Consider the following 18711-nt stretch of genomic DNA (forward strand, 5'->3'; position numbering starts at 1 on the left):
GATATCCGAACCGATCCCTGGGACGATCGGTTGACGCCAAACGGGCGCGGATGTGTTACTTGGCGACTGGTCCCCGTGCCGCTGTCGATGAAACCCTTGCTGGTCGAGGCGGAACCGGACTGCAAATCGGCCCATAATCCCAAGCCTTGTTCGCGTGCCGTTCGTTCCAGACGAACCAGGTCGGCTTCGACCTCTTCCGGATGGGTAATCTAGGCATAGCCACGCCGCACCATCTCAACGCCGGCATCACGCCCATCCGGCAGGATGATTCGTGCCGGCATGCGCCCCTGCTCGTCGCGGCTCGTTCCACGAAACGTGATGCGTTTGTTGTCAACTAACTGCCAGAGGGCCGTACGAGATCTGCCGGCACTCCCCCCAGTAGCCTATAACGCGAACTCGTCCTTGACCCGTGCGAACGCATCAATGGCGGATTGCAAATGTTCGCGTGTATGACCGGCGGAAATTTGTGTACGAATCCGGGCCTTGCCCATCGGCACGACCGGATACGAAAACGCCACCACGTAAACGCCCAGCTCGAACATCCTCGCCGCCACCCGACCCGCCATCCCCGCGTCGTGGAGCATGATGGGCACGATCGGATGTTCACCTGGCAACACCTCGTAGCCAAGCCCGCTGATCTGCTGGCGGAAATACCGTGTGTTTTCATGCAGTCGAAGGCGCAGATCGTTCGACTCGCGTACCAGCTCCAGCGCCTTGATCGACGCAGCGACGATCGGCGGAGCTATCGTATTGGAGAAAAGATACGGCCGGGAACGCTGCCGCAGATAGTCGATGATCTCCTGCCGACCCGATGTATAGCCACCACTGGCGCCGCCCAAGGCCTTGCCCAACGTGCCGGTGACGATGTCGACGCGGTCTCGGACGCCGAAGTGCTCCGGCGTGCCGGCACCGGTGGCACCCATGAATCCCACGGCATGCGAATCATCCACCATGACCAGGGCATCGTAACGGTCGGCCAACTCGCAGATTGCGGGCAGGTTGGCGAGATAGCCGTCCATGGAGAACACGCCGTCGGTGGCAATCAAACGAAACCGACTGCCTGCGTCGCGAGCCTCGCGCAGCTTCGTCTCCAAGTCGGCCATGTTGTTGTTGCGATAGCGGAATCGACGAGCTTTGCACAGACGGATGCCGTCGATAATGGACGCATGATTCAATTCATCACTGATAACCGCGTCTTCGTCGGTGAGAAGCGTTTCGAACAGCCCGCCGTTCGCGTCGAAACAGGAGCTGTAAAGAATCGTATCGTCCGTGCCAAAAAATGCGGACAATTTGCTCTCTAGCTGGTGATGGATGTCCTGCGTGCCGCAGATGAAACGAACCGAGGCGAGGCCGAACCCGCGCTGGTCGAGTGCATCGTGCGCCGCCTGGATCAGACGTGCATTGTTAGCCAGGCCAAGATAGTTGTTGGCACAAAGGTTGAGAATGTTGTCGTGCTGATCGACGGTGACGTTCGCCTGCTGAGGCGAGGCGATGACGCGTTCGCTTTTACGCAGTCCCTGTTCGGCAAGGCGTTCGAGTTCCGTCGCAAGGTGTTTGCAGAATGCATTGGACACAGGCGAGACTCCTTCCAGTGTTCCCGTTACGAGGCTACGAGGCGTCGCGCCAGTCCAGCAGAACTTTCCCCGACTTACCGGAGCGCATCGCCTCGAAGCCTTTTTCGAAGTCGGCGTGGTTGAAGCGGTGTGTGATCACCGGGCGGATGTCCAGACCCGATTGAATCATCACAGTCATCTTGTACCAGGTCTCGTACATCTGTCGGCCGTAGATGCCTTTGATGGTGAGCATGTTAAACACCACCGTGTTCCAATCGACAGCCAACTCCTTGTCAGGGATGCCGAGCATGGCGATCTTGCCGCCGTGACACATGTTTTCAATCATGTCGCGTAGCGCATCGCCGCTGCCGGACATCTCCAGGCCCACGTCAAAGCCTTCAACCATGCCCAGCTCTTTCTGCACGTCGGCGAGATTGCGCTCGCGGATATCGACGGCAAGGGTCACGCCCATCTGCTTCGCCAGCTTGAGGCGATCGGGATTGATATCCGTGATGACGACATGGCGTGCCCCGGCGTAACGCACCACTGCGGCGGCCATGATACCGATGGGGCCCGCCCCAGAAATCAACACGTCTTCGCCGAGCACGTCGAAAGTCAGAGCTGTGTGCACAGCATTGCCGAAGGGGTCGAAGATGGCGGCGACGTCCTCTGGGACATCCGGGTCGTGATGCCAGATATTGGTTTGTGGCAGTGCGATGTACTCGGCAAACGCGCCAGGCCGATTGACCCCGACGCCGCGGGTGTGAGCACACAGGTGCCGACGACCTGCCATGCAGTTACGGCATGTGCCGCACACCACATGCCCCTCGCCGGAGACGAGCATGCCGATTTCAAAGTCGTGTACGTTCGAGCCCTTGTCAACGATACGGCCGACAAACTCATGCCCTACGACCATTGGCACGGGCACGGTCCCTTGAGCCCACGCGTCCCAGTTGTAAATATGCACGTCCGTGCCGCAGATACCCGTCTGTTCAACGCGAACGAGTACATCGTTGATGTCCATCTTCGGAGGTGGCACGTTCTCCAGCCACAAGCCGGGCTTGGCGTGTCGCTTGACCAAGGCCTGCATGGTCTCCATCTGTATCGCTCTCCCATATAGAAACCGGCTTGCCGCCTACTTTAGCCCCCCCGCCGCCACGGCCGCACATCAATCGGCTAGCCACACCGCCGTTCGATATCGTAAAATACCGTCCGACATGATAGCGGCCGTACGTCCTTCATGCAAGAATAATTTCTTATTTAATGGAAATTTGACATGCCACGAAAGCCCCCCGCCCCCCCTTCTTATGAGGCCGACTGCGCACCGGAAGGCGATGCTCACCGGGACGATATCGACCCGGTGACCCGCGCGCTGTGTGACCGGGTGCGGGCGCTGCGCCGCGAACGGGGTTGGTCGCTGGCGGAGTTGTCGACCGCTTGCGGCGTCAGCCGCTCGATGCTCAGCCAGATCGAGCGGGCCGAGGTGAACCCCACGCTGGCCGTGGCGCACCGCATCGCCCAGGCGTTCGGCACGCCACTGAGTCGGCTGATCGACGCGCCGGCAGGCCCGCGCATCCAGACCGTACGGGGCAACGACCGATCCTGCCTGTTCCGCTCCGATCGCCACTGCCGCATCCGCACGCTCTCGCCGTTGGCCATGGAAAAGGAGGTCGAGTTTTACGAACTGGTGCTTCGGTCTGGCGCGGCACTACGCAGCGAGGCGCACTTCCGCGGCGCCCGCGAATTACTGACCGTGCAGGCGGGCAAGATGCGCGTCACGGCCGACAACGACTCGACCGAGTTGAAGCCAGGCGACTCGGCCCACTACCCGGCCGACACGCCCCACGTTATCGAAAACCTTGGTGAAAGCGAGGCTAAAGCCTACCTTGTGGTTTTGTACACATAGCCCGATTGCCCGAGCTTGGCCGCGAATCAATTCACCGTACACGCCGGTGTTGATGGCCGCGACAGGCGACACAGGTCCCCCTACACCTGCCTCATCATCACAAATGCTACCACCGTTCCAAACGGCAGAAAGAACATCAAGATCACCAACAGCTCAGCCCATGTATTATCGGAGGCAATCCCCTTACCATACGCTCGGCCGCGATATGATCCTGGCGATCCATGACGCATGGGACCAACTGCATTAGCCGCTGCCCACGCATCGTTCACTGTAGCGAAGCGAGGCTCCCTTGCCGGAGTGAACGGTATTGAAACGCACACGTACACACGTCGGCCGACCGCGTTTGACCTGGATGCTCATCGGAATCGTCATCGCCTTGCCGGGCATGATCGTGCCGCCCGCGCGGTCGACTGATGAGCCGAAACCAGTCCTGCAACTTCATGGCCGATGATAGGCCGCCCCATCACCCACGGCGGGTGGCACGCTCCCAATCGTCAACCCTGCGGTATACTCGCCCCATGCTCGCCCAGGTGCACAGCTTCGTCCTGCAAGGCATTGATCCGCTTCCGTGTGAGGTGGAGGTCGATGTCGCTGAGCAAGGTCTTATCAAAACGACAGTCGTGGGGGCAATACTGACAATCTGCGCCGACCTGCTACACCGATGTTTCCATTTGGAACCATAACCATGAGTTTGCGGCATTTGGCTACGGCCATGTTGGTCGGCACGATGACCCTACTGGTCGCTTGCGGCATCCATGAGCCAAGCCAGGAGGACCTGCTCGTCGGCACATGGGTGCAGGAAATGCCCCAGACAGAGTGGGGTCCCATGACGATGGAGCTTACGCTGGAACGCGGCGGTCAAACGCGCCGCGACCATCAGTGCCAGCGGTTCGCATAATCTGTTGATGGTCGGGCCCGCCGGTACAGGCTGACCTGTGAATGGGCCGAATCTACGCCTTAATACCCTACCGCCCATGATGAAGGGCATTCGAAGCACATTGCGTAGAGACCAGCGGCTGTGTACCAGGCTCACCGCTGTCTTGCTCACTCGATTCGTGGGACGTAGTGGGTTCCCACCACCCGCGCCACCAACACCCGCCGCTTCTTATTTATTCCATCCACGAGATACTCGAACAACACCGCGAGCCCTTCCTGCAACAGCTCATAGGCCGCGAAGCCCTTGCAGAACTGCCGCATCGGCTGCATCCGCCCATAGAAGTACGTCCGCAGGTGCACGCTGATCTCATGATGCACCAGCGCCTCCAGCCGATCGCTCGACGTCATCAGGTGCTTGGCGATCAACAACCTATCGTGCGACGTGATCAACGTTGACACAACATCCCGCACCTCAACCAAGCCCTGGAAGTGTTCCCCGTCGCGCGATACTGCGCCGCAACCTCCCGCGCCCGTGCCGCGAACGCTTCCGCATCAATCTCCCCCTCACCAAAGTCCGGGCGACCATACACCTGTCTCGTCGAACCTTTCGAACCCATCGCGAAACCTCATGACCGATCATAGCCAGTCGCACCCGCCCCCCTCCTCCGCATGCGAACCCGATCCGCCACGGTATACTCGGACGACCCAGCTTCACCGCGGCCCGCCGAAACATCGCGTCGTTTCCTTGCACGGAGCCTCGCCATCGAAACCGTCCCCGAACTGCATCAGCCTATCGACGAACATCGCCGGTTGCTGGCAAGCGCCCGTTTCAATGCAGGTTTCGCCGGCAGCGATTTCAAACGGTGGCAGTTGCAGGCCCGCGCGGTCCTCGCCGAGTTAGTCGGTTTTGATCCCGACCGGCGTCCCGCGTTCACTACAGTGCGCCTCTGGCAGCGCTCGCACTGCCTCGGCCACATCGAGAAGTGGCTCTTGCGCGCCGAGCCCGGCATTGATGTGCCCATCTACTGGTGCCGACCCGCCCGGCCGCACGAATCCAACCCGACCATGATCTGCCTCCAGGGCCACACCACCGGCATGCACTGCTCCATCGGCGCCAGCCAGGCCGACCCCTTCATCGACGAAGCCCCGCCCAACGATCGCGACTACGCTCTGCAATGCCTCGCCCACGGCTTCAACGCTCTGTGCGTGGAACAGCGCGGCTTCGGCGAACGACGCGAAAATTGTGACCTCAAGACCGACTGCCAGCACATGGCCATGCGGGCGCTGCTGCTGGGCCGTACGCTTGTGGGCGAGCGTGTCGCCGACGCGCAACTGGCCTTGCGCTGGGCGCTGCAGCAGCCGACCGTCAACGCGCATCGCGTCGGCATCATGGGCAACTCCGCCGGCGGCACGACCGCCATGTACGCCGCGGCCTTGATGGACAACTTCTGGCTGGCCGTCCCCTCCTGCTCGTTCGGCCGACTGAGAGACACGTGGTTCGCCGGCCGACGGTGTGTGTGCGGCTACGTCCCGCGCCTGCTCAACACCCTCGACCTGCCCGACGTGCTGGCCCTGCACGCGCCCAATCCCGTGATCGTGGTGGGCGGTGAACAAGATTACCACGCCCCGGGCAAAGCGCTTCGGCCCGCCTTCGCCGACCTGCAGACCCGCTATGCCGCGTCCGGCGCGGCGGAAGCCTGCCGCCTGGTCATCGGCCCCGAAGGCCACCGGTTCTATGCCAGTCTGGCCTGGCCACTGATGCTTCAGCAGCTCGACCCGGCCTGACAGGTAGCCGGCCGCGGCCCGGGCCCCCCAAATCCCCCGACCAACCGGCCCCTGCGCGGCGAGCCCACGTCCACCGGATAATCCTTGAAGTGATGCTTGACACATCCTCAAAAGATGGTTAATTTCAAGTTAATATCACGAGATATCACCTGCTCGCCGGAGTTCTTTCCGTGGCCCGACTGATCGACATTGCTAATGAAGTGGGCGTTTCCCGATCCGCGGCAGCACGCGTGCTGCTCGGCACCGGCCAAGGCTCCATTCGCGTCAGCGAGGGCACGCGGGACCGCATCCTCCAAGCCGCCCAACGCTTGGGTTACCGCCCTAACCCGCACGCCCGCGGCCTCAAGGGCCGGGCGACGTCGGTGCTGGGCATTGTCGTGCCCTACTTCTTCAGCATGCTCGACCCGATCGAAAAGCTCTCCGCCGAGGCCGGCTACAGCGTGCAGATTACCGCCCATCACGGCAAACTGGAGGACTTCAAAAATGCACTGAGCAACCTGCTCCTGCATCGCCCCGACGGCATCCTGCTGATCGCGCCGCTGCCGGAAGCATTCGATGCGGTGAAGGAGATCGCGCCGACCACGCCGATGGTCATCGTCGGCAACCATCCGATCCCCCAACTTGACTCGTTCGTGACGCCCCTTCAGGAGGGAACACGTCTCGCCACCGAGTATCTGATCCAGCTGGGCCACCGCCGCATCGCCTACGCCTGCACCAGCGCCAAAACGTTCGATCACCCGACCACCCGCATGCGATACGAAGGGTTCCGCGAGGCTCTGCAAAACCATGGCATCGCTTTTAAACCGGACATGATGCTGCCGCTTTTCCAGGGCAACGACGAGGGCAAAAAGACGCAACATGGCGACAGAACGATCGCCAACGTGGTCGCCTCGTGGACACCGGATAACCGTCCCACGGCCCTCTTGGCCAACGCCGATGACGTCGCCGGCGGCATGATGGTCGCCCTCGAGCGCTCCGGCTATGCCGTGCCCGAGGACATCTCGGTCATGGGCATGATGAACCTGAACATCGGCCCCTACCTGCGAAAGCCGTTGACCACGGTCGACTGGCAACTCGATGAGTTTCGCATCGCCGCTATGTCGCGTCTGCTTGAACGTGTCCGGAAACCCGATCTCGATCCGATTATGTCCGTCTCGGTTCCGAGAATCATCGAACGAGATTCATGCGCGCCGCCGAAATGCCAATGAGCCGACAGGCTCGCTCATCGCGCCGCGGCCGTCAGACGCGGCTTCGTGTTCGCTCGAGCCGATCGCACTCACGGCTAACTCGATCGTGAACAGTTCTCATCACAAATAAGGTTGGTTTCATGCTGTCGAATGTTTTCAAGCCATCTATCCACGTCTCGCACCGGGCTGCGCTACTCGCGGTGGCCATCACCCTGCTCGCCTGCGCCTGCCCCGTGGCCGAAGCGGTCACCGTCGTATCCCATGGCCATCCCAACGCCATCATCGTGACGGCTGACGAGCCCACCGAAGTATCCGCCTTCGCCGCGCAGGAACTGGTGGATCACGTGAAGTTAGCCACCGGCGTCACGTTGGAAATCCGCCGCGAATCGGACCTCGCGGACACCAGCCTGCACCACATCTACCTCGGCGATACGCAATCCTCGCGCCGCCAAGGCCTCGATGCCACGACGCTCGAGCCCGATGCGTTCCTCCTGCACGCGACAGACAGCGCGCTTTACATCTGGGGCAACGAAGGCCGGGGCACCCTGCCGCCTCAGCATTCCGGCGCGCCTTGGACTGCCTCCGATGCCGACGTGGCGCATCGCGGTACGCTGTACGGGGTCTACGAAATCCTTGAACGCTTCGCCGACGTGCGCTGGCTCTGGCCGGGCGAGTTAGGCACCTACGTACCACGCACCGACACGCTCGTTATTGACCAGGCCCTGGACGAGATCGTCGAGCCGGCTTTGAGTTTCCGTCGCACGCGATGGAACCGCATCCAGAGCGCGGCACGCGAGTACGACGCCGAGCTCGGCGCTCTGGCATTCAGCGAAGACGGCCTCCAGGCCTATGCCCGCGATCTCGCCACGTTTGTCCGTCGCCATCGCATCGGCGATTCCACGCCCAAGCCGACCGTCGGCCACGTCGCCGCCGGCCTGTGGCAGCAATACGGCAACGAGCACCCCGAATGGTTCATGATGCGCGAAGACGGCACACGCGGCCCGGGAGCAAATGAAACCTCCTCCTTCCGCCTCCGCCACGTCGCCATGTGCGTTTCCAATCCCGACCTGCACCGCTTCCTCGTCGAAGAGCACTGGGACGGCGGCGACGTGCTGGCGCTCGGCGAAGTCGACCGCGCCGTGTTCTGCCACTGCGAAAACTGCCTCGCCTGGGACAAGCCGGTCGACGACCCGCCCCACTTCGCACGGCGCCTCTACCAGCCGCTGATGTCCGATCGCTACGCGCGGTTCTGGAAGCAGGTCTACGAGCTGGCCGTCCAGCGCAACCCCGACGTGCAGGTCACTTCCTTCCTCTACTGGAACTATATGCCTGCCCCGACGGACATCACGCTCAACAGCAACATCTATGGCGAGTTCGTCCCGTGGGACCAGGCCGAGATGACCTACTTCCCCCTGCAAAGCGACGCCTACGACTGGCTGAAAGAGCAATGGCTCGGCTGGAAGAAGACCGGCATTATCATGGCCTACCGCCCCAACCACCTCCACGGCGGCTACGTCATGCCACACTTGAGCACCTGGCAGGTCGGCGACTTCCTTCGCTTCACCTATCAGCACGGCGCCATCGGCGTCGATCACGACGCGCTCATCGGCCACTGGGCCGTCAAGGGCCCCATGCTCTACATCCATATGCGCCTCGCCGCCAAGCCCGAACTCGAAATCGAGCAGCTTCGGCGCGAGTACTTTTCCGCCTTCGGGCCCGCCGCGCAACACATCGAAGCCTACTTCGACCACTGGGAAACCTATTCCGAAAACCACCCCCCCAACCGCCAGGTACGCTACAGCAACCCGCACGAAGCCCACCTGGTCTACCCGGAGCAGGCGTTCGAGGAGCCGGCTCAAATGCTCGAAGACGCGCTCTCGCTCGTCCGCCATCACGCGCAGGACGAATATGCCCAGCGTGTCCGGTTTCTTCAGGCCGGCCTGGAGCACGCCCGCCTCGCCGCCCGCTTCATGAGCCTTCTCGAAGGCGGCCGAGCCCCGTCCGACGCGCAGCAGTTCGTCGCCGCCCGCGAGGCGCTGCTCGAGCTCATCGCGTTCCGTCGCGAGCACGAGCACCTTTACATCGCCGACTACATCGACGCTGCACGTCGCGAACGTCGCCGCACCGACGCCGACCAGATCCTGCAGGCCCCGGATGAAGTCGCGCCCGACCGCGACATGCTCCCCGACCCTTGGGGCGTCTGGCTGTTCCGAAAAGACCCGCAAAACCGCGGCGTCCAACAGCGCTGGTACCGCAGCGATGATGCCGCCGACTGGCAGCCGATCGAAACCCCAGCGCCTTGGCATAGCACCCACGTGGGCGACTATCTGGGTTACGGCTGGTACCGCACCACCTTCACCGTCCCCACCGACTGGCCGAACGAAACGTTGACGATGCTGTTCAACGGCGTCGACGAACAGGCCTGGGTCTGGGTCAACGGCCAGCAGGTCGGCGAACACACAGCCGCCTCCGAAGATAAGCCCATCAGCCAGTTGTGGGATCGCCCCTTCGAAGTCAAAGTCCCTGCTGCCGTGTTGAACGTCGGCCAAACGAATCAACTCATCGTGCGCGTTCATGCCTCGCAGAACGCCGCCGGCATCTGGCGACCCGTGCACGTTTACGCACCGGTCGACAATTAGCCGTGTGACGATTAAGAACGACCTTGCACCATGCAACGCACTTTTGAGAGGAATCTGCCATGCACCATCATCCCACCAACCACGCCCTTAACCCTCTCCGCCGGACCACCGCACCAACATCCCAGTCACGCATGCGGCCGCACTGCCACGGATTCACCCTGATCGAGCTTTTGGTGGTGATATCTATCATCGCTTTGCTGATCGCCATCCTGCTCCCGGCCTTGGGAGCAGCCAGGGAGTCGGCGAAAACCATTCAATGCGGCTCGAACCTGCGCCAAGTCGGCATCGCGCTGATCATGTACGCCGACGATCATCACGGCCACCTGCCGCCCGGCGAAAACCGCAACTGGAACTTCCCCGGCTACTGGCACGAATCACTCATGAAAGGCAGCTACTTCGGCACGAGCTATTCGTCACGTCCTGATTATGAGCAGCGCGTCATGATTCTGGATTGCCCCAACGAGCCCGCTCAGACCGGCCGAAACATCCCCTACTACGGCATCAATCCCCACATCAGCGGTCGCATCTGGAATCCCGATGTCAACGGCCTTGATTACCTCGATGCCAACTACCCCGGCACTGGCAGGCCCTATCGTGATATCCGCCAGCCCAGCAGCACCGTGATGGTCGCCGACGGTCGCGGCAACTCCAATGGCATGGAGCCGCACCTGCTAGCCTTGCGATCCTACGTCCATGTTCAACGCCACCAGGCCGCCGCGAACATCCTCTTCGCCGACGGACATATCGACCGCTACCAGGCCTCAACGCCCGGAAGCATCAGTAACAACCTCAACTGGATGGGCGACTGAGTCACAAGCCGCTGAAACGCGGCAGACGGATCAAGCGATGTGCACGAACCGATTCAAGCATAACAAAGACCTGTTTTTTCATGTTATTCATCAGAAGGAGAAACGAGATGCGATGGACTTTTGCTGCGGCTTGCCTCACCGGAATTGTCTTAGGTGGTGCGGACCTTCACGCGACCCCGATCACGTGGATTGAAGAAGACTTCAACGATCTGGCAGATGGCGCGGTTCCCGAGGGAGAGGTTCCGACCGGGCCGTTTTACACGGAGTTTGTGCCGAGCCGAGGCGACATCGGAGCGGTTGGTCATGGCGAAGGCAAGGTCCTGGCGTTCACCCAGGATGCCAACAGCCCCGTTCGATTCAACGCGGTATGGGGGGCGGAGAATGTCGAAGAGCAACCGATCGTTATCGAGTACAAGTATCAGACGCCACTCGAAGGACGACTCCGATCGCGACATGCGGTGTTGTTCGACGACGGCCATCTCTCACTGTACATGCAACAGGGATCGACTTTCGATCGCCAACGCGTGTTCGTCTATGACGGTGAAACCATCGGCACTTACGAAGCGGACACTTGGTACACCGTGCGCTTCACGCTCAACCCCGTGACCGACGCGTTCAAGATCGACATCGACGGCGTCGGCTCGGTGGAAGGCCAACTCGACGAAGGCAACGTCGCCACCGCTCGCCAGATGCTCTGGATCTCATGCGTCGCCAACCACGACCACGACGGCGCCGTCGTCGGCCTGCTGGACGATGTCTCCGTGATCGCTGTCCCCGAGCCCGGCTCCCTGGGACTGATGGGCCTCGGCGCCCTGTATCTCCTGCGCCGCCGCTGAGTCGGTCCAGTGCTTATCCATTCGGATCACACGAACTGCCCTCGGTCATGAAGTTCATGGCCGAGGGCTGTTATTAGGGTCGCAACCGTTTCGCCCAAGCATGCAACGACGTCGATAACCACGACACATGCAGGCACCGCTGACACCTCGGACACCTCAGACATCGACGTCACCGTCACCGTGGTAGAAGTTCCGCAACGACATCCTCGCTCGCCTGCTGATCAACATTGCCCCGGCTGATCTCCGAAAGGACGGGCCGATGTATGATCTGCCCATTATCCACTGCTCATGAGTGCGACGCCCATCAATCCGATGCCAACTCGGGCCACCCGCCTCAATCTCACGGCGATCGGCACACCCGATTCGGGTCGCCCGCCGTCTAACACAGAAAGTGAAAATGTCAGTTTGTGTCGGCAAGATGACGTCGGTATAAACCGAAGCACAAATCACACTCGCCTCGGGGGCGGGCGCGGGAACCATGTCATGACGAGAACCATTCTGCTGTGCCTGCTGATGACGTTTGCCTGGGGTTGTACATACGCCGGTCCTGACCCGGCCCGCGACCTGGTACGAGCAGGGGAGAATCCCAACGACTACCTTGTCGGCGGTGGCGTCATGCTCAAGTATCGCGCTCCGGAAGCCGGCACCGCCGTGATGTTGGATCGCACCGGCGGCCGGATCATCGCGACCGAGTCCCTCAAAGAGGGAGATCTGTTCGACGTACAACTCGACCCCACCGACGAAGACGTCCGCGAGGGGTTCCGTCAGGCGTCCGGCGGCATCCCGTTGGAGAAGGCCGACATCCGGCTCTATTTCTTCCCCTCTGATAAAAGCGGGGAGGTGCACAGTCCGTAGGGCTGGGCATGCCCTGCCAATGCGAATTCACCCCTTCATGCGCACCCGGCCGACGCCCCGCCCCACACCGGAGGCTTGCTTCGGCAAGCCGCCGGCGAGTGCCCGGCCAACGGTGTCCGCTTCCGGTCAGACGCGTGAACATGGATGGGCAGCCACGCGACGGACCAATCGGAAACGACACGAAAGGTCGGCCACCCGCGGGATGCGACCCGGAATGCCAAGCCGTCCCCACGGCTCGGCCTTCCATCGCATGTGCGTGTTGACCTGGCTGCCCGGGAACAGTACACCACGACCTCACGATCTCCCGCAAAGGCCCGGCAGACACCGGCCTCGCCTGAAAGATGTCTGACTCACCCGCCAGCCCGGCCGCGCACAAAGCAGCCGGGCGGCGGGTGATTTTTCCAACGGCTCGCCGAGTGGCCAGTAGCTGTCGACGGATGCCACACAGCATCCCCCATGGCCAACCCTGCGGTATACTCCAGACCCATGCTCGCCCAGGTCCACAGCTTCGTCCTCCAAGGCATCGACCCGCTTCCGTGTGAAGTCGAGGTTGATGTCGCTGAGCAGGGACTTATAAAAACGACGGTCGTGGGGAGTAAAAGACCCATCTGCGCGGAGAATTTCGATGGCGGCGATCAAATTACACTACGCTGAGGGGCGTGCGACGCCGCCACTGCACGTACGCTGCATCAGCTACCGTCGAGATTGGTGGATTATCCGGTTCGGAGGTCACGGGTCGTGGTGGCGACGACGGATCAAGTGCGGTTCCGAGGACGAGGCACTGGAGCACTGCCAAGCCCTTGCGAGAAAACGCATTCCATTCGCTGTTGGCGGTATATTGTCCTGGTCGTCGGCTGCGGACTGGGCCGATGACTGGCAGAGCCAAGGCCGTTTTGCAATTTCCTATCTACGTCTGAGTTGGACAGGGGACGGATGGCGCATCTACGAAATTTTACCCGGGGTCAAGGAATGGGCACCAATGACAGTTCATGAGCTTTTGAGCCGGGAGCCGGTATTGATGACCGAGGCGCAATCACGGGAGTTGTACTAACGCTCCACCGCCACTCATCAGGCGTTTCGGGACCCCCGCCACGATACTCGCCCCATGCTCGCCCAGGTCCACAGCTTCGTCCTCCAAGGCATCGACCCGCTTCCGTGTGAAGTCGAGGTCGATGTTGCTGAGCAAGGTCTTATCAAAACAACGGTCGTGGGGGCATTAATGACAACCTGCGCCGAACCGTAATTCCGGAATCTTTGCCATGCCTACGACCGGTCCGACGCCCCAACGATACACCCACCGAACGAAGATCATCGCCGTTGGATGTTTGCTGATCGGCCTCGTGATCGCCATCCCTGTCGTCATGATTGCCGCGAGCGCCATCCACTGGTTCGCGCTCGGTGGAAGTGACGCCTGTCTTCATCAAAAACAGCAGTATCTGCTGAATCACGCAGATCACGACCGGATTCTCAGGGAATGCCGGCTAATGCTCGGCAATCCGGCTCAGTATCCTCAACCAAGCGGTCGTGCTTATCCGGACAACCTTCCGCTATACCTCGATTCGCTTGAATCCAGTAGCATCCTGGTCTTTTCGGAGGGCGTCCTCATCACTTTTCATCGCGAGTTCGGCTTGTGGGCAATCGAGCAGGACACGTCACAAGTCCCGAGCGAAATCGACTGGCGGCACAACGTGACCGAGCTTCGCCCGGGCCTCTGGTACTTCGAGTTTCACGTGCCGTAGAACCCGAATCACTCACCTGTCGGTACAATCCCCGCATGCTCGCCCAGGTCCATAGCTTCGTCCTCCAAGGCATCGACCCGCTTCCGTGTGAAGTGGAGGTTGATGTTGCGGAGGTGGGGATGATCAAGACGACCATCGTCGGTTTGCCCGACGCTGCGGTGAAAGAGTCCGTCGAACGCGTGCGGGCGGCGATGGCGAATAGTGGGTTTCCCTTTCCACTCGCTCGCCTGCTGATCAACCTTGCGCCGGCGGACCTGCAAAAAGTCGGGCCCGTGTATGACCTGCCGATCGCGGTGGGCATGTTGCTTGCCGAGCAGGTGATTCAGACGCAGGTGCATAAACGGCTGGTCTTCGCGGGCGAGTTGGCGTTGGACGGTCGGCTTCGGCCGATCAATGGGGTGATCAACCTGGCGCTGCTGGCCAAGCGTGCCGGGCTCGACGGCGTCGTCGTGCCGGTGGACAACGCGGACGAAGCCGCGGCCGTCGATGGCATTAACGTCTACCCGGCCGACTCGCTTGCGAGCGTGGTCGGCTTTCTCAATGGCAACCACGACATCGAGCCGACCTGTGATGTGAACACCAACGGCGAACTCGAAGCCCTCACCACCGGCGTCGACTTCGGCGACATCCGCGGACAGGAAGCCGTCAAACGCGCCGCGACCATCAGTGCCAGCGGTTCGCATAATCTGTTGATGGTCGGGCCCGCTGGCACAGGCTGACCTGTGAACATGCCGAAATTCGGCACGAGTATGCTACCATTATGCATGGTCGTTTTAGAGACTTGCATGTTTCCAGCCATCGCAATCACAACAAGAAGACACGCAATGACATCAAACTCATCTCAATATCTCGCGTCGGTCGCCTATGAACTATCAGCTCAAGCCACTCGCGTACGAGATCTAATTGGAGACAAACACTGGCTTTCTGATGGCCATCATCACGAAGCTCTCCTTCGGGATCTAATTCGGCGGCATATCGGCCATTCGTGCACGGCAACTAGAGGATTTGTCATTGATCCAGTCGATATTAATCTTTGCAGTCGAGAACAGGACATACTTATAATTGACGAACGCCATGAGTCACCATTTTTTCAACAAAATGATCTAGCAATAGCCTTCCCACGCCAAGTAATTGCAGCCATCTCAGTCAAAGCATCATTAAACAGCAGTTCACTTAAGGATGCCATAGAGGGACTATCCACGGCACGTTTTATTTCAAACCGATCAGCTTCGAATCTCAATCACATATGGACTGCCGCATTCTTCTTCGACACTAGCAAGACTGTCGATAACACACCTTCATTGATGTATAAGTATGTAGCAAACAGCCTTAACAACAACCATCCATCAGCCCCAAATCGCCGTATCACCTGCGAAGATTTGCCAGATTTCATCTGCGCAGGGCAGATTGGAACCGTCAGGTCCATCCGCACCGGCAATGGCATAGCCGAACTCAGTGGTTCACGTTGTGCAAATCTAAGCCCTGCTGTATTCCTGGGCGTCCTGCTCGATCACTTAGCATCATCACGTGGTCTTCCAATGGCACATTTCGCGGAGTTCATCGACAATATGGACTTCCCCCCATTAACCCCTCAGTCCATCACTCTAAACTCAAATCCTTGATTGCACGCGGTCCATTGAAAGAGAATTCGATATACCCATGGGTGCTCAATCCCTCTTCCGGCCACCCATTTGGATTAAATATAATGAAATCGTGATCCAGTTCCGAAACCCAGAGATATCGCCTACCAACACCAGATTTCACAACCCCTTGTATTAGCCTAGCTCCACCATTCTCGTTCAATAGGAGGTCGCGCGGTTCTGCGGCTACGCGACTCGGGAGCCGTCGATCTCTGATCTTCTTAAAATACACATGGGCTTCGGACCATAACATCTGATGGGCCAACGCAAGACCCACAAGATATTCATTGAACGCCTGCACATGAACATCCCCTGATCGCAACACTTCCTTCCCCATCCTCTCCATCTGCTCCCAGTCGATCGGCTCTGCACCTTCATGATATATCCCTCGTCGAACGCGCCAGTGATAGTAAATATGCATCATCACTTCATACAACCCGCATACTGGCACCTCATCGCGATCATGAATCGTAGCAATAGCCTTTTGGCACATATTATATGCCTCTGAGAAGTCTTTCCCCTTATTGCGTTTCTGCGCAATTCCGTACATCCGTCGTGCGGCCAGTACGATCCCATCTTGTCGACCATATTTCTCCCAGAGTTCCATGGCTTCGGTAAGTGGAGCCGCCTCGACTGGCATCGAATCCAGCACCTCTTCTCGCACCTGCTCCAAATAGGATCGATCAGTTGCAATATCTTCATGCATTCGCGAGTCAGTCTCAAGCATGATCAAGGTCCGATCAACATCCGCTAGCGCCTTAGCCGCCAACCCGAGTGAATCCACCCGATCCGACTCATGGTCGAACTCAGTCAAACATTCGGCAATAAACCTGCCTTGAACATGTACAGCCCTAGCACTAATAAATGACGCAGATTGAGCATTGTTTAGATGCTCAACGATCCGCTTTTTGCCTTCCTCTCGGTCAATCACTCCGCTTTTCAGCTGACTAAGTATACACGCTGCGGACGACGTGTGAATATGCTCATCGATTTCCACTTTGGTTTCATACGGATAATTGGGCACATCCAGTGCCTGACCTAAAATCCGATATGCTTCCTCCGGGTTGTGCCCTACCTTATGCACATAAATGCCCTTGTGGTGCATTATCGCTCGATCTTGGGCAGGGAGTGCCAGCAAAGCAGCGTCATATAGCTGTACGCCCTGCTCATGCTCATATCGCTGCATCTTTTTATACGGAATCAATACACCTTGGGCGAAGTAGTGGTATGCAGGAGCCGCCCCGCCGCATGCTGACAATAAATCACGCAGAATACGAAACTCACCGGCAGTCCCGAGACTTCCTCCATTCACCGCCTTAACGATGATATCGCTAACCAATGCATTGCGTGTGCGATAACACACGGTCTCAGCTTCTTCATTGACTTCTGCATATAAGAGTCCGGCGATCGGCTCGTCAGGCTGGAACGCTAGCACCCACTCCCCGTAGCTAATATCTAGCGCCGACACTAACACTTCCGTAGGCAACGGAGTCTTTAGATGGTCCGCTACAGCCACGTATTCGTATGCTTTCCGAAGATGACCCCCGGCTCCCATTGCAGCATCCTTCACAACCTCGTCAAATGCTGGACGCTCCCCCAGTCTAAAGTATTCACCCGTAACCGCTTGTTCAAGACTTGCCCGCGTCCGAGGCAACAGAAAGTAAAGAAGCCCGAATATATCGCGAGCATACTTGGAACGTGCCGACTCAACCTGCCGTACACCATCATCGTTATCCGACGCAATGTCAAGAAGAACCAGATACTCCGCAAGACGTGATACTTCATCCTCATCAAGGTCGTCTGGCACTTTATGAATCTCGTTGACCGGAAGCCCTCCAGAAACATCAGTGTAATCGGTATACGTGTGCCAATCACTCGAACGACCTGTAATCACCAGTAATATACGCAACCTGTGAGCATTAGCGGCGGATACTATGTCCTTTGCTGATATCGTGTTCAATTCGAACGGGTCATCCAGAAAAATGATCACCGGCCCCGACGCCTGGCCTTCATCTTTAATTGCCCCCAAAAATTCATGAATCCGTCGAGGAGTATCTTGTGAAAGAGATGTCCGAATCCAGACCGTTAGATAACCCAGCTTTGCCAAATCATAGGCAACACGCTTTGCCGCCGTTGTCTTCCCTGTGCCAGCCCCACCTTCAATAACGACTGAACTACTTGCAAATCGTTTGCTTTGGACTAGATCCTTGACACCATTCAATAGTGTGGTTGTCGATGTCCTCTGGAAGTCCATTGCATGCATAAAAGGGTCCCATTTCGGAACCGCTGGCTGGAATAGTATGTCAGTAAGGAGATTGTGTTCGCCTTTCGACACCGTGGTTACCAGCTTGTGATTTACGACAGTTGCTACATCCGAATATTTCGACAATGACCCATAGCTTGTAGTGCCGGAACTATCGAAAGGCAACGGAAGACTGTACAATGTACTTGACGCTTTACCAACTGCCTCCTTTAGTTCGACTAAGCCTGCATGTATTTTGACTAGAGGGACACCTTCCGGCACATAGGATTGCATATCCGCATACTGGCAGATCGGATCGTCAGAAAAGAATGCAATTGCCCTAGGTAACGTCTTCGCGTGCGCTGAAAACTCCGCAAACACCTCCATCGCGATTTGTGACAACGACGCCAGACCAACGCATATAATAGGGCCATCTTTCACAGAATCGAAATATAGCGGCATGAACCGCCGCCAAGTCTGTACTTTACGGCGAGTGTAGTCAGCGTGCGTGCAAACAAGCGAAGGATCATTTATACTTCCCAAAAGCTTGCACACAGGGAATGTTCTTGGCTCGGTAGCAGAAACCGGCTGTTCCACGATGCTTGGAAGCCGCCTCGCATGTCTACCTGAACAAGCATTCAATA

At 58.9% G+C, this 18711-nt stretch carries 18 protein-coding genes; 13 read left to right on the forward strand and 5 right to left on the reverse strand.

Going from position 1 to position 18711, the window contains the following annotated elements; genetic code table 11:
* Positions 1-383 precede the first annotated feature (383 nt).
* Together ACERK3_13640 and tdh are read right to left on the reverse strand one after the other, a co-directional pair.
* On the reverse strand, positions 384-1574 hold the full coding sequence (locus tag ACERK3_13640; GenBank protein ID MFA9479327.1) for a glycine C-acetyltransferase: 1191 nt from the start codon (positions 1572-1574) through the stop codon (positions 384-386).
* 34 nt (positions 1575-1608) lie between these two features.
* Complete coding sequence (gene tdh / locus ACERK3_13645) at positions 1609-2643, reverse strand: L-threonine 3-dehydrogenase (GenBank protein ID MFA9479328.1); 1035 nt, start codon at positions 2641-2643, stop codon at positions 1609-1611.
* Between the two features lie 186 nt (positions 2644-2829).
* Between tdh and ACERK3_13650 the strand changes: the two genes are divergently transcribed.
* A complete protein-coding gene (locus tag ACERK3_13650) occupies positions 2830-3459 on the forward strand; it encodes a helix-turn-helix domain-containing protein (protein ID MFA9479329.1) in 630 nt (209 codons plus the stop codon).
* A 243-nt stretch (positions 3460-3702) separates the two neighbouring features.
* Here the strand turns inward: ACERK3_13650 and ACERK3_13655 are convergent, their stop codons facing one another.
* Complete coding sequence (locus tag ACERK3_13655; protein MFA9479330.1) at positions 3703-3846, reverse strand: hypothetical protein; 144 nt, start codon at positions 3844-3846, stop codon at positions 3703-3705.
* A 298-nt stretch (positions 3847-4144) separates the two neighbouring features.
* Here ACERK3_13655 and ACERK3_13660 point away from each other — a divergent pair, with 298 nt between their 5' ends.
* Complete coding sequence (locus tag ACERK3_13660; GenBank protein MFA9479331.1) at positions 4145-4357, forward strand: hypothetical protein; 213 nt, start codon at positions 4145-4147, stop codon at positions 4355-4357.
* Positions 4335-4391 carry a hypothetical protein gene (locus ACERK3_13665; GenBank protein MFA9479332.1) on the forward strand — a complete coding sequence of 19 codons (57 nt, stop codon included), beginning with the start codon at positions 4335-4337 and terminating at the stop codon, positions 4389-4391. Before ACERK3_13660 ends, ACERK3_13665 begins: the two co-directional genes overlap by 23 nt.
* Positions 4392-4503: 112 nt before the next feature.
* Here ACERK3_13665 and ACERK3_13670 read toward each other — a convergent pair whose 3' ends face one another.
* Positions 4504-4806 (reverse strand): tyrosine/phenylalanine carboxypeptidase domain-containing protein, encoded by a 303-nt coding sequence (locus ACERK3_13670; protein MFA9479333.1) that lies wholly within the window; start codon positions 4804-4806, stop codon positions 4504-4506.
* A 339-nt stretch (positions 4807-5145) separates the two neighbouring features.
* Between ACERK3_13670 and ACERK3_13675 the strand changes: the two genes are divergently transcribed.
* From ACERK3_13675 to ACERK3_13720, 10 genes are all read left to right on the forward strand, one after another.
* Complete coding sequence (locus tag ACERK3_13675) at positions 5146-6120, forward strand: alpha/beta hydrolase family protein (GenBank protein ID MFA9479334.1); 975 nt, start codon at positions 5146-5148, stop codon at positions 6118-6120.
* Positions 6121-6290: 170 nt separating this feature from the next.
* Complete coding sequence (locus ACERK3_13680; GenBank protein ID MFA9479335.1) at positions 6291-7328, forward strand: LacI family DNA-binding transcriptional regulator; 1038 nt, start codon at positions 6291-6293, stop codon at positions 7326-7328.
* Positions 7329-7447: 119 nt separating this feature from the next.
* Complete coding sequence (locus tag ACERK3_13685; GenBank protein MFA9479336.1) at positions 7448-9946, forward strand: DUF4838 domain-containing protein; 2499 nt, start codon at positions 7448-7450, stop codon at positions 9944-9946.
* 131 nt (positions 9947-10077) lie between these two features.
* Positions 10078-10755 (forward strand): type II secretion system protein, encoded by a 678-nt coding sequence (locus ACERK3_13690; GenBank protein MFA9479337.1) that lies wholly within the window; start codon positions 10078-10080, stop codon positions 10753-10755.
* A gap of 107 nt (positions 10756-10862) precedes the next feature.
* Positions 10863-11591 carry a PEP-CTERM sorting domain-containing protein gene (locus ACERK3_13695; protein MFA9479338.1) on the forward strand — a complete coding sequence of 243 codons (729 nt, stop codon included), beginning with the start codon at positions 10863-10865 and terminating at the stop codon, positions 11589-11591.
* Positions 11592-11805: 214 nt separating this feature from the next.
* Entirely contained in the window at positions 11806-11883 is a 78-nt protein-coding gene (locus ACERK3_13700) for a magnesium chelatase domain-containing protein (protein ID MFA9479339.1), read from the forward strand.
* 191 nt (positions 11884-12074) lie between these two features.
* The gene (locus ACERK3_13705) at positions 12075-12446 is read left to right on the forward strand and encodes a hypothetical protein (GenBank protein ID MFA9479340.1); all 372 of its coding nucleotides are present in this window, start codon (positions 12075-12077) and stop codon (positions 12444-12446) included.
* Positions 12447-13771: 1325 nt separating this feature from the next.
* Complete coding sequence (locus tag ACERK3_13710; protein ID MFA9479341.1) at positions 13772-14185, forward strand: hypothetical protein; 414 nt, start codon at positions 13772-13774, stop codon at positions 14183-14185.
* 35 nt (positions 14186-14220) lie between these two features.
* A complete protein-coding gene (locus ACERK3_13715; protein MFA9479342.1) occupies positions 14221-14904 on the forward strand; it encodes a magnesium chelatase domain-containing protein in 684 nt (227 codons plus the stop codon).
* 66 nt (positions 14905-14970) lie between these two features.
* Positions 14971-15807 carry a DUF6602 domain-containing protein gene (locus ACERK3_13720; protein ID MFA9479343.1) on the forward strand — a complete coding sequence of 279 codons (837 nt, stop codon included), beginning with the start codon at positions 14971-14973 and terminating at the stop codon, positions 15805-15807.
* Here the strand turns inward: ACERK3_13720 and ACERK3_13725 are convergent.
* Positions 15785-18529: a hypothetical protein gene (locus ACERK3_13725; protein MFA9479344.1), complete on the reverse strand. Its 2745-nt coding sequence runs from the start codon at positions 18527-18529 to the stop codon at positions 15785-15787. The genes ACERK3_13720 and ACERK3_13725 overlap by 23 nt on opposite strands.
* Positions 18530-18711: the final 182 nt, after the last annotated feature.

It is taken from the genome of Phycisphaerales bacterium AB-hyl4, from assembly GCA_041821185.1.
Classification (GTDB): domain Bacteria; phylum Planctomycetota; class Phycisphaerae; order Phycisphaerales; family Phycisphaeraceae; genus Natronomicrosphaera; species Natronomicrosphaera hydrolytica.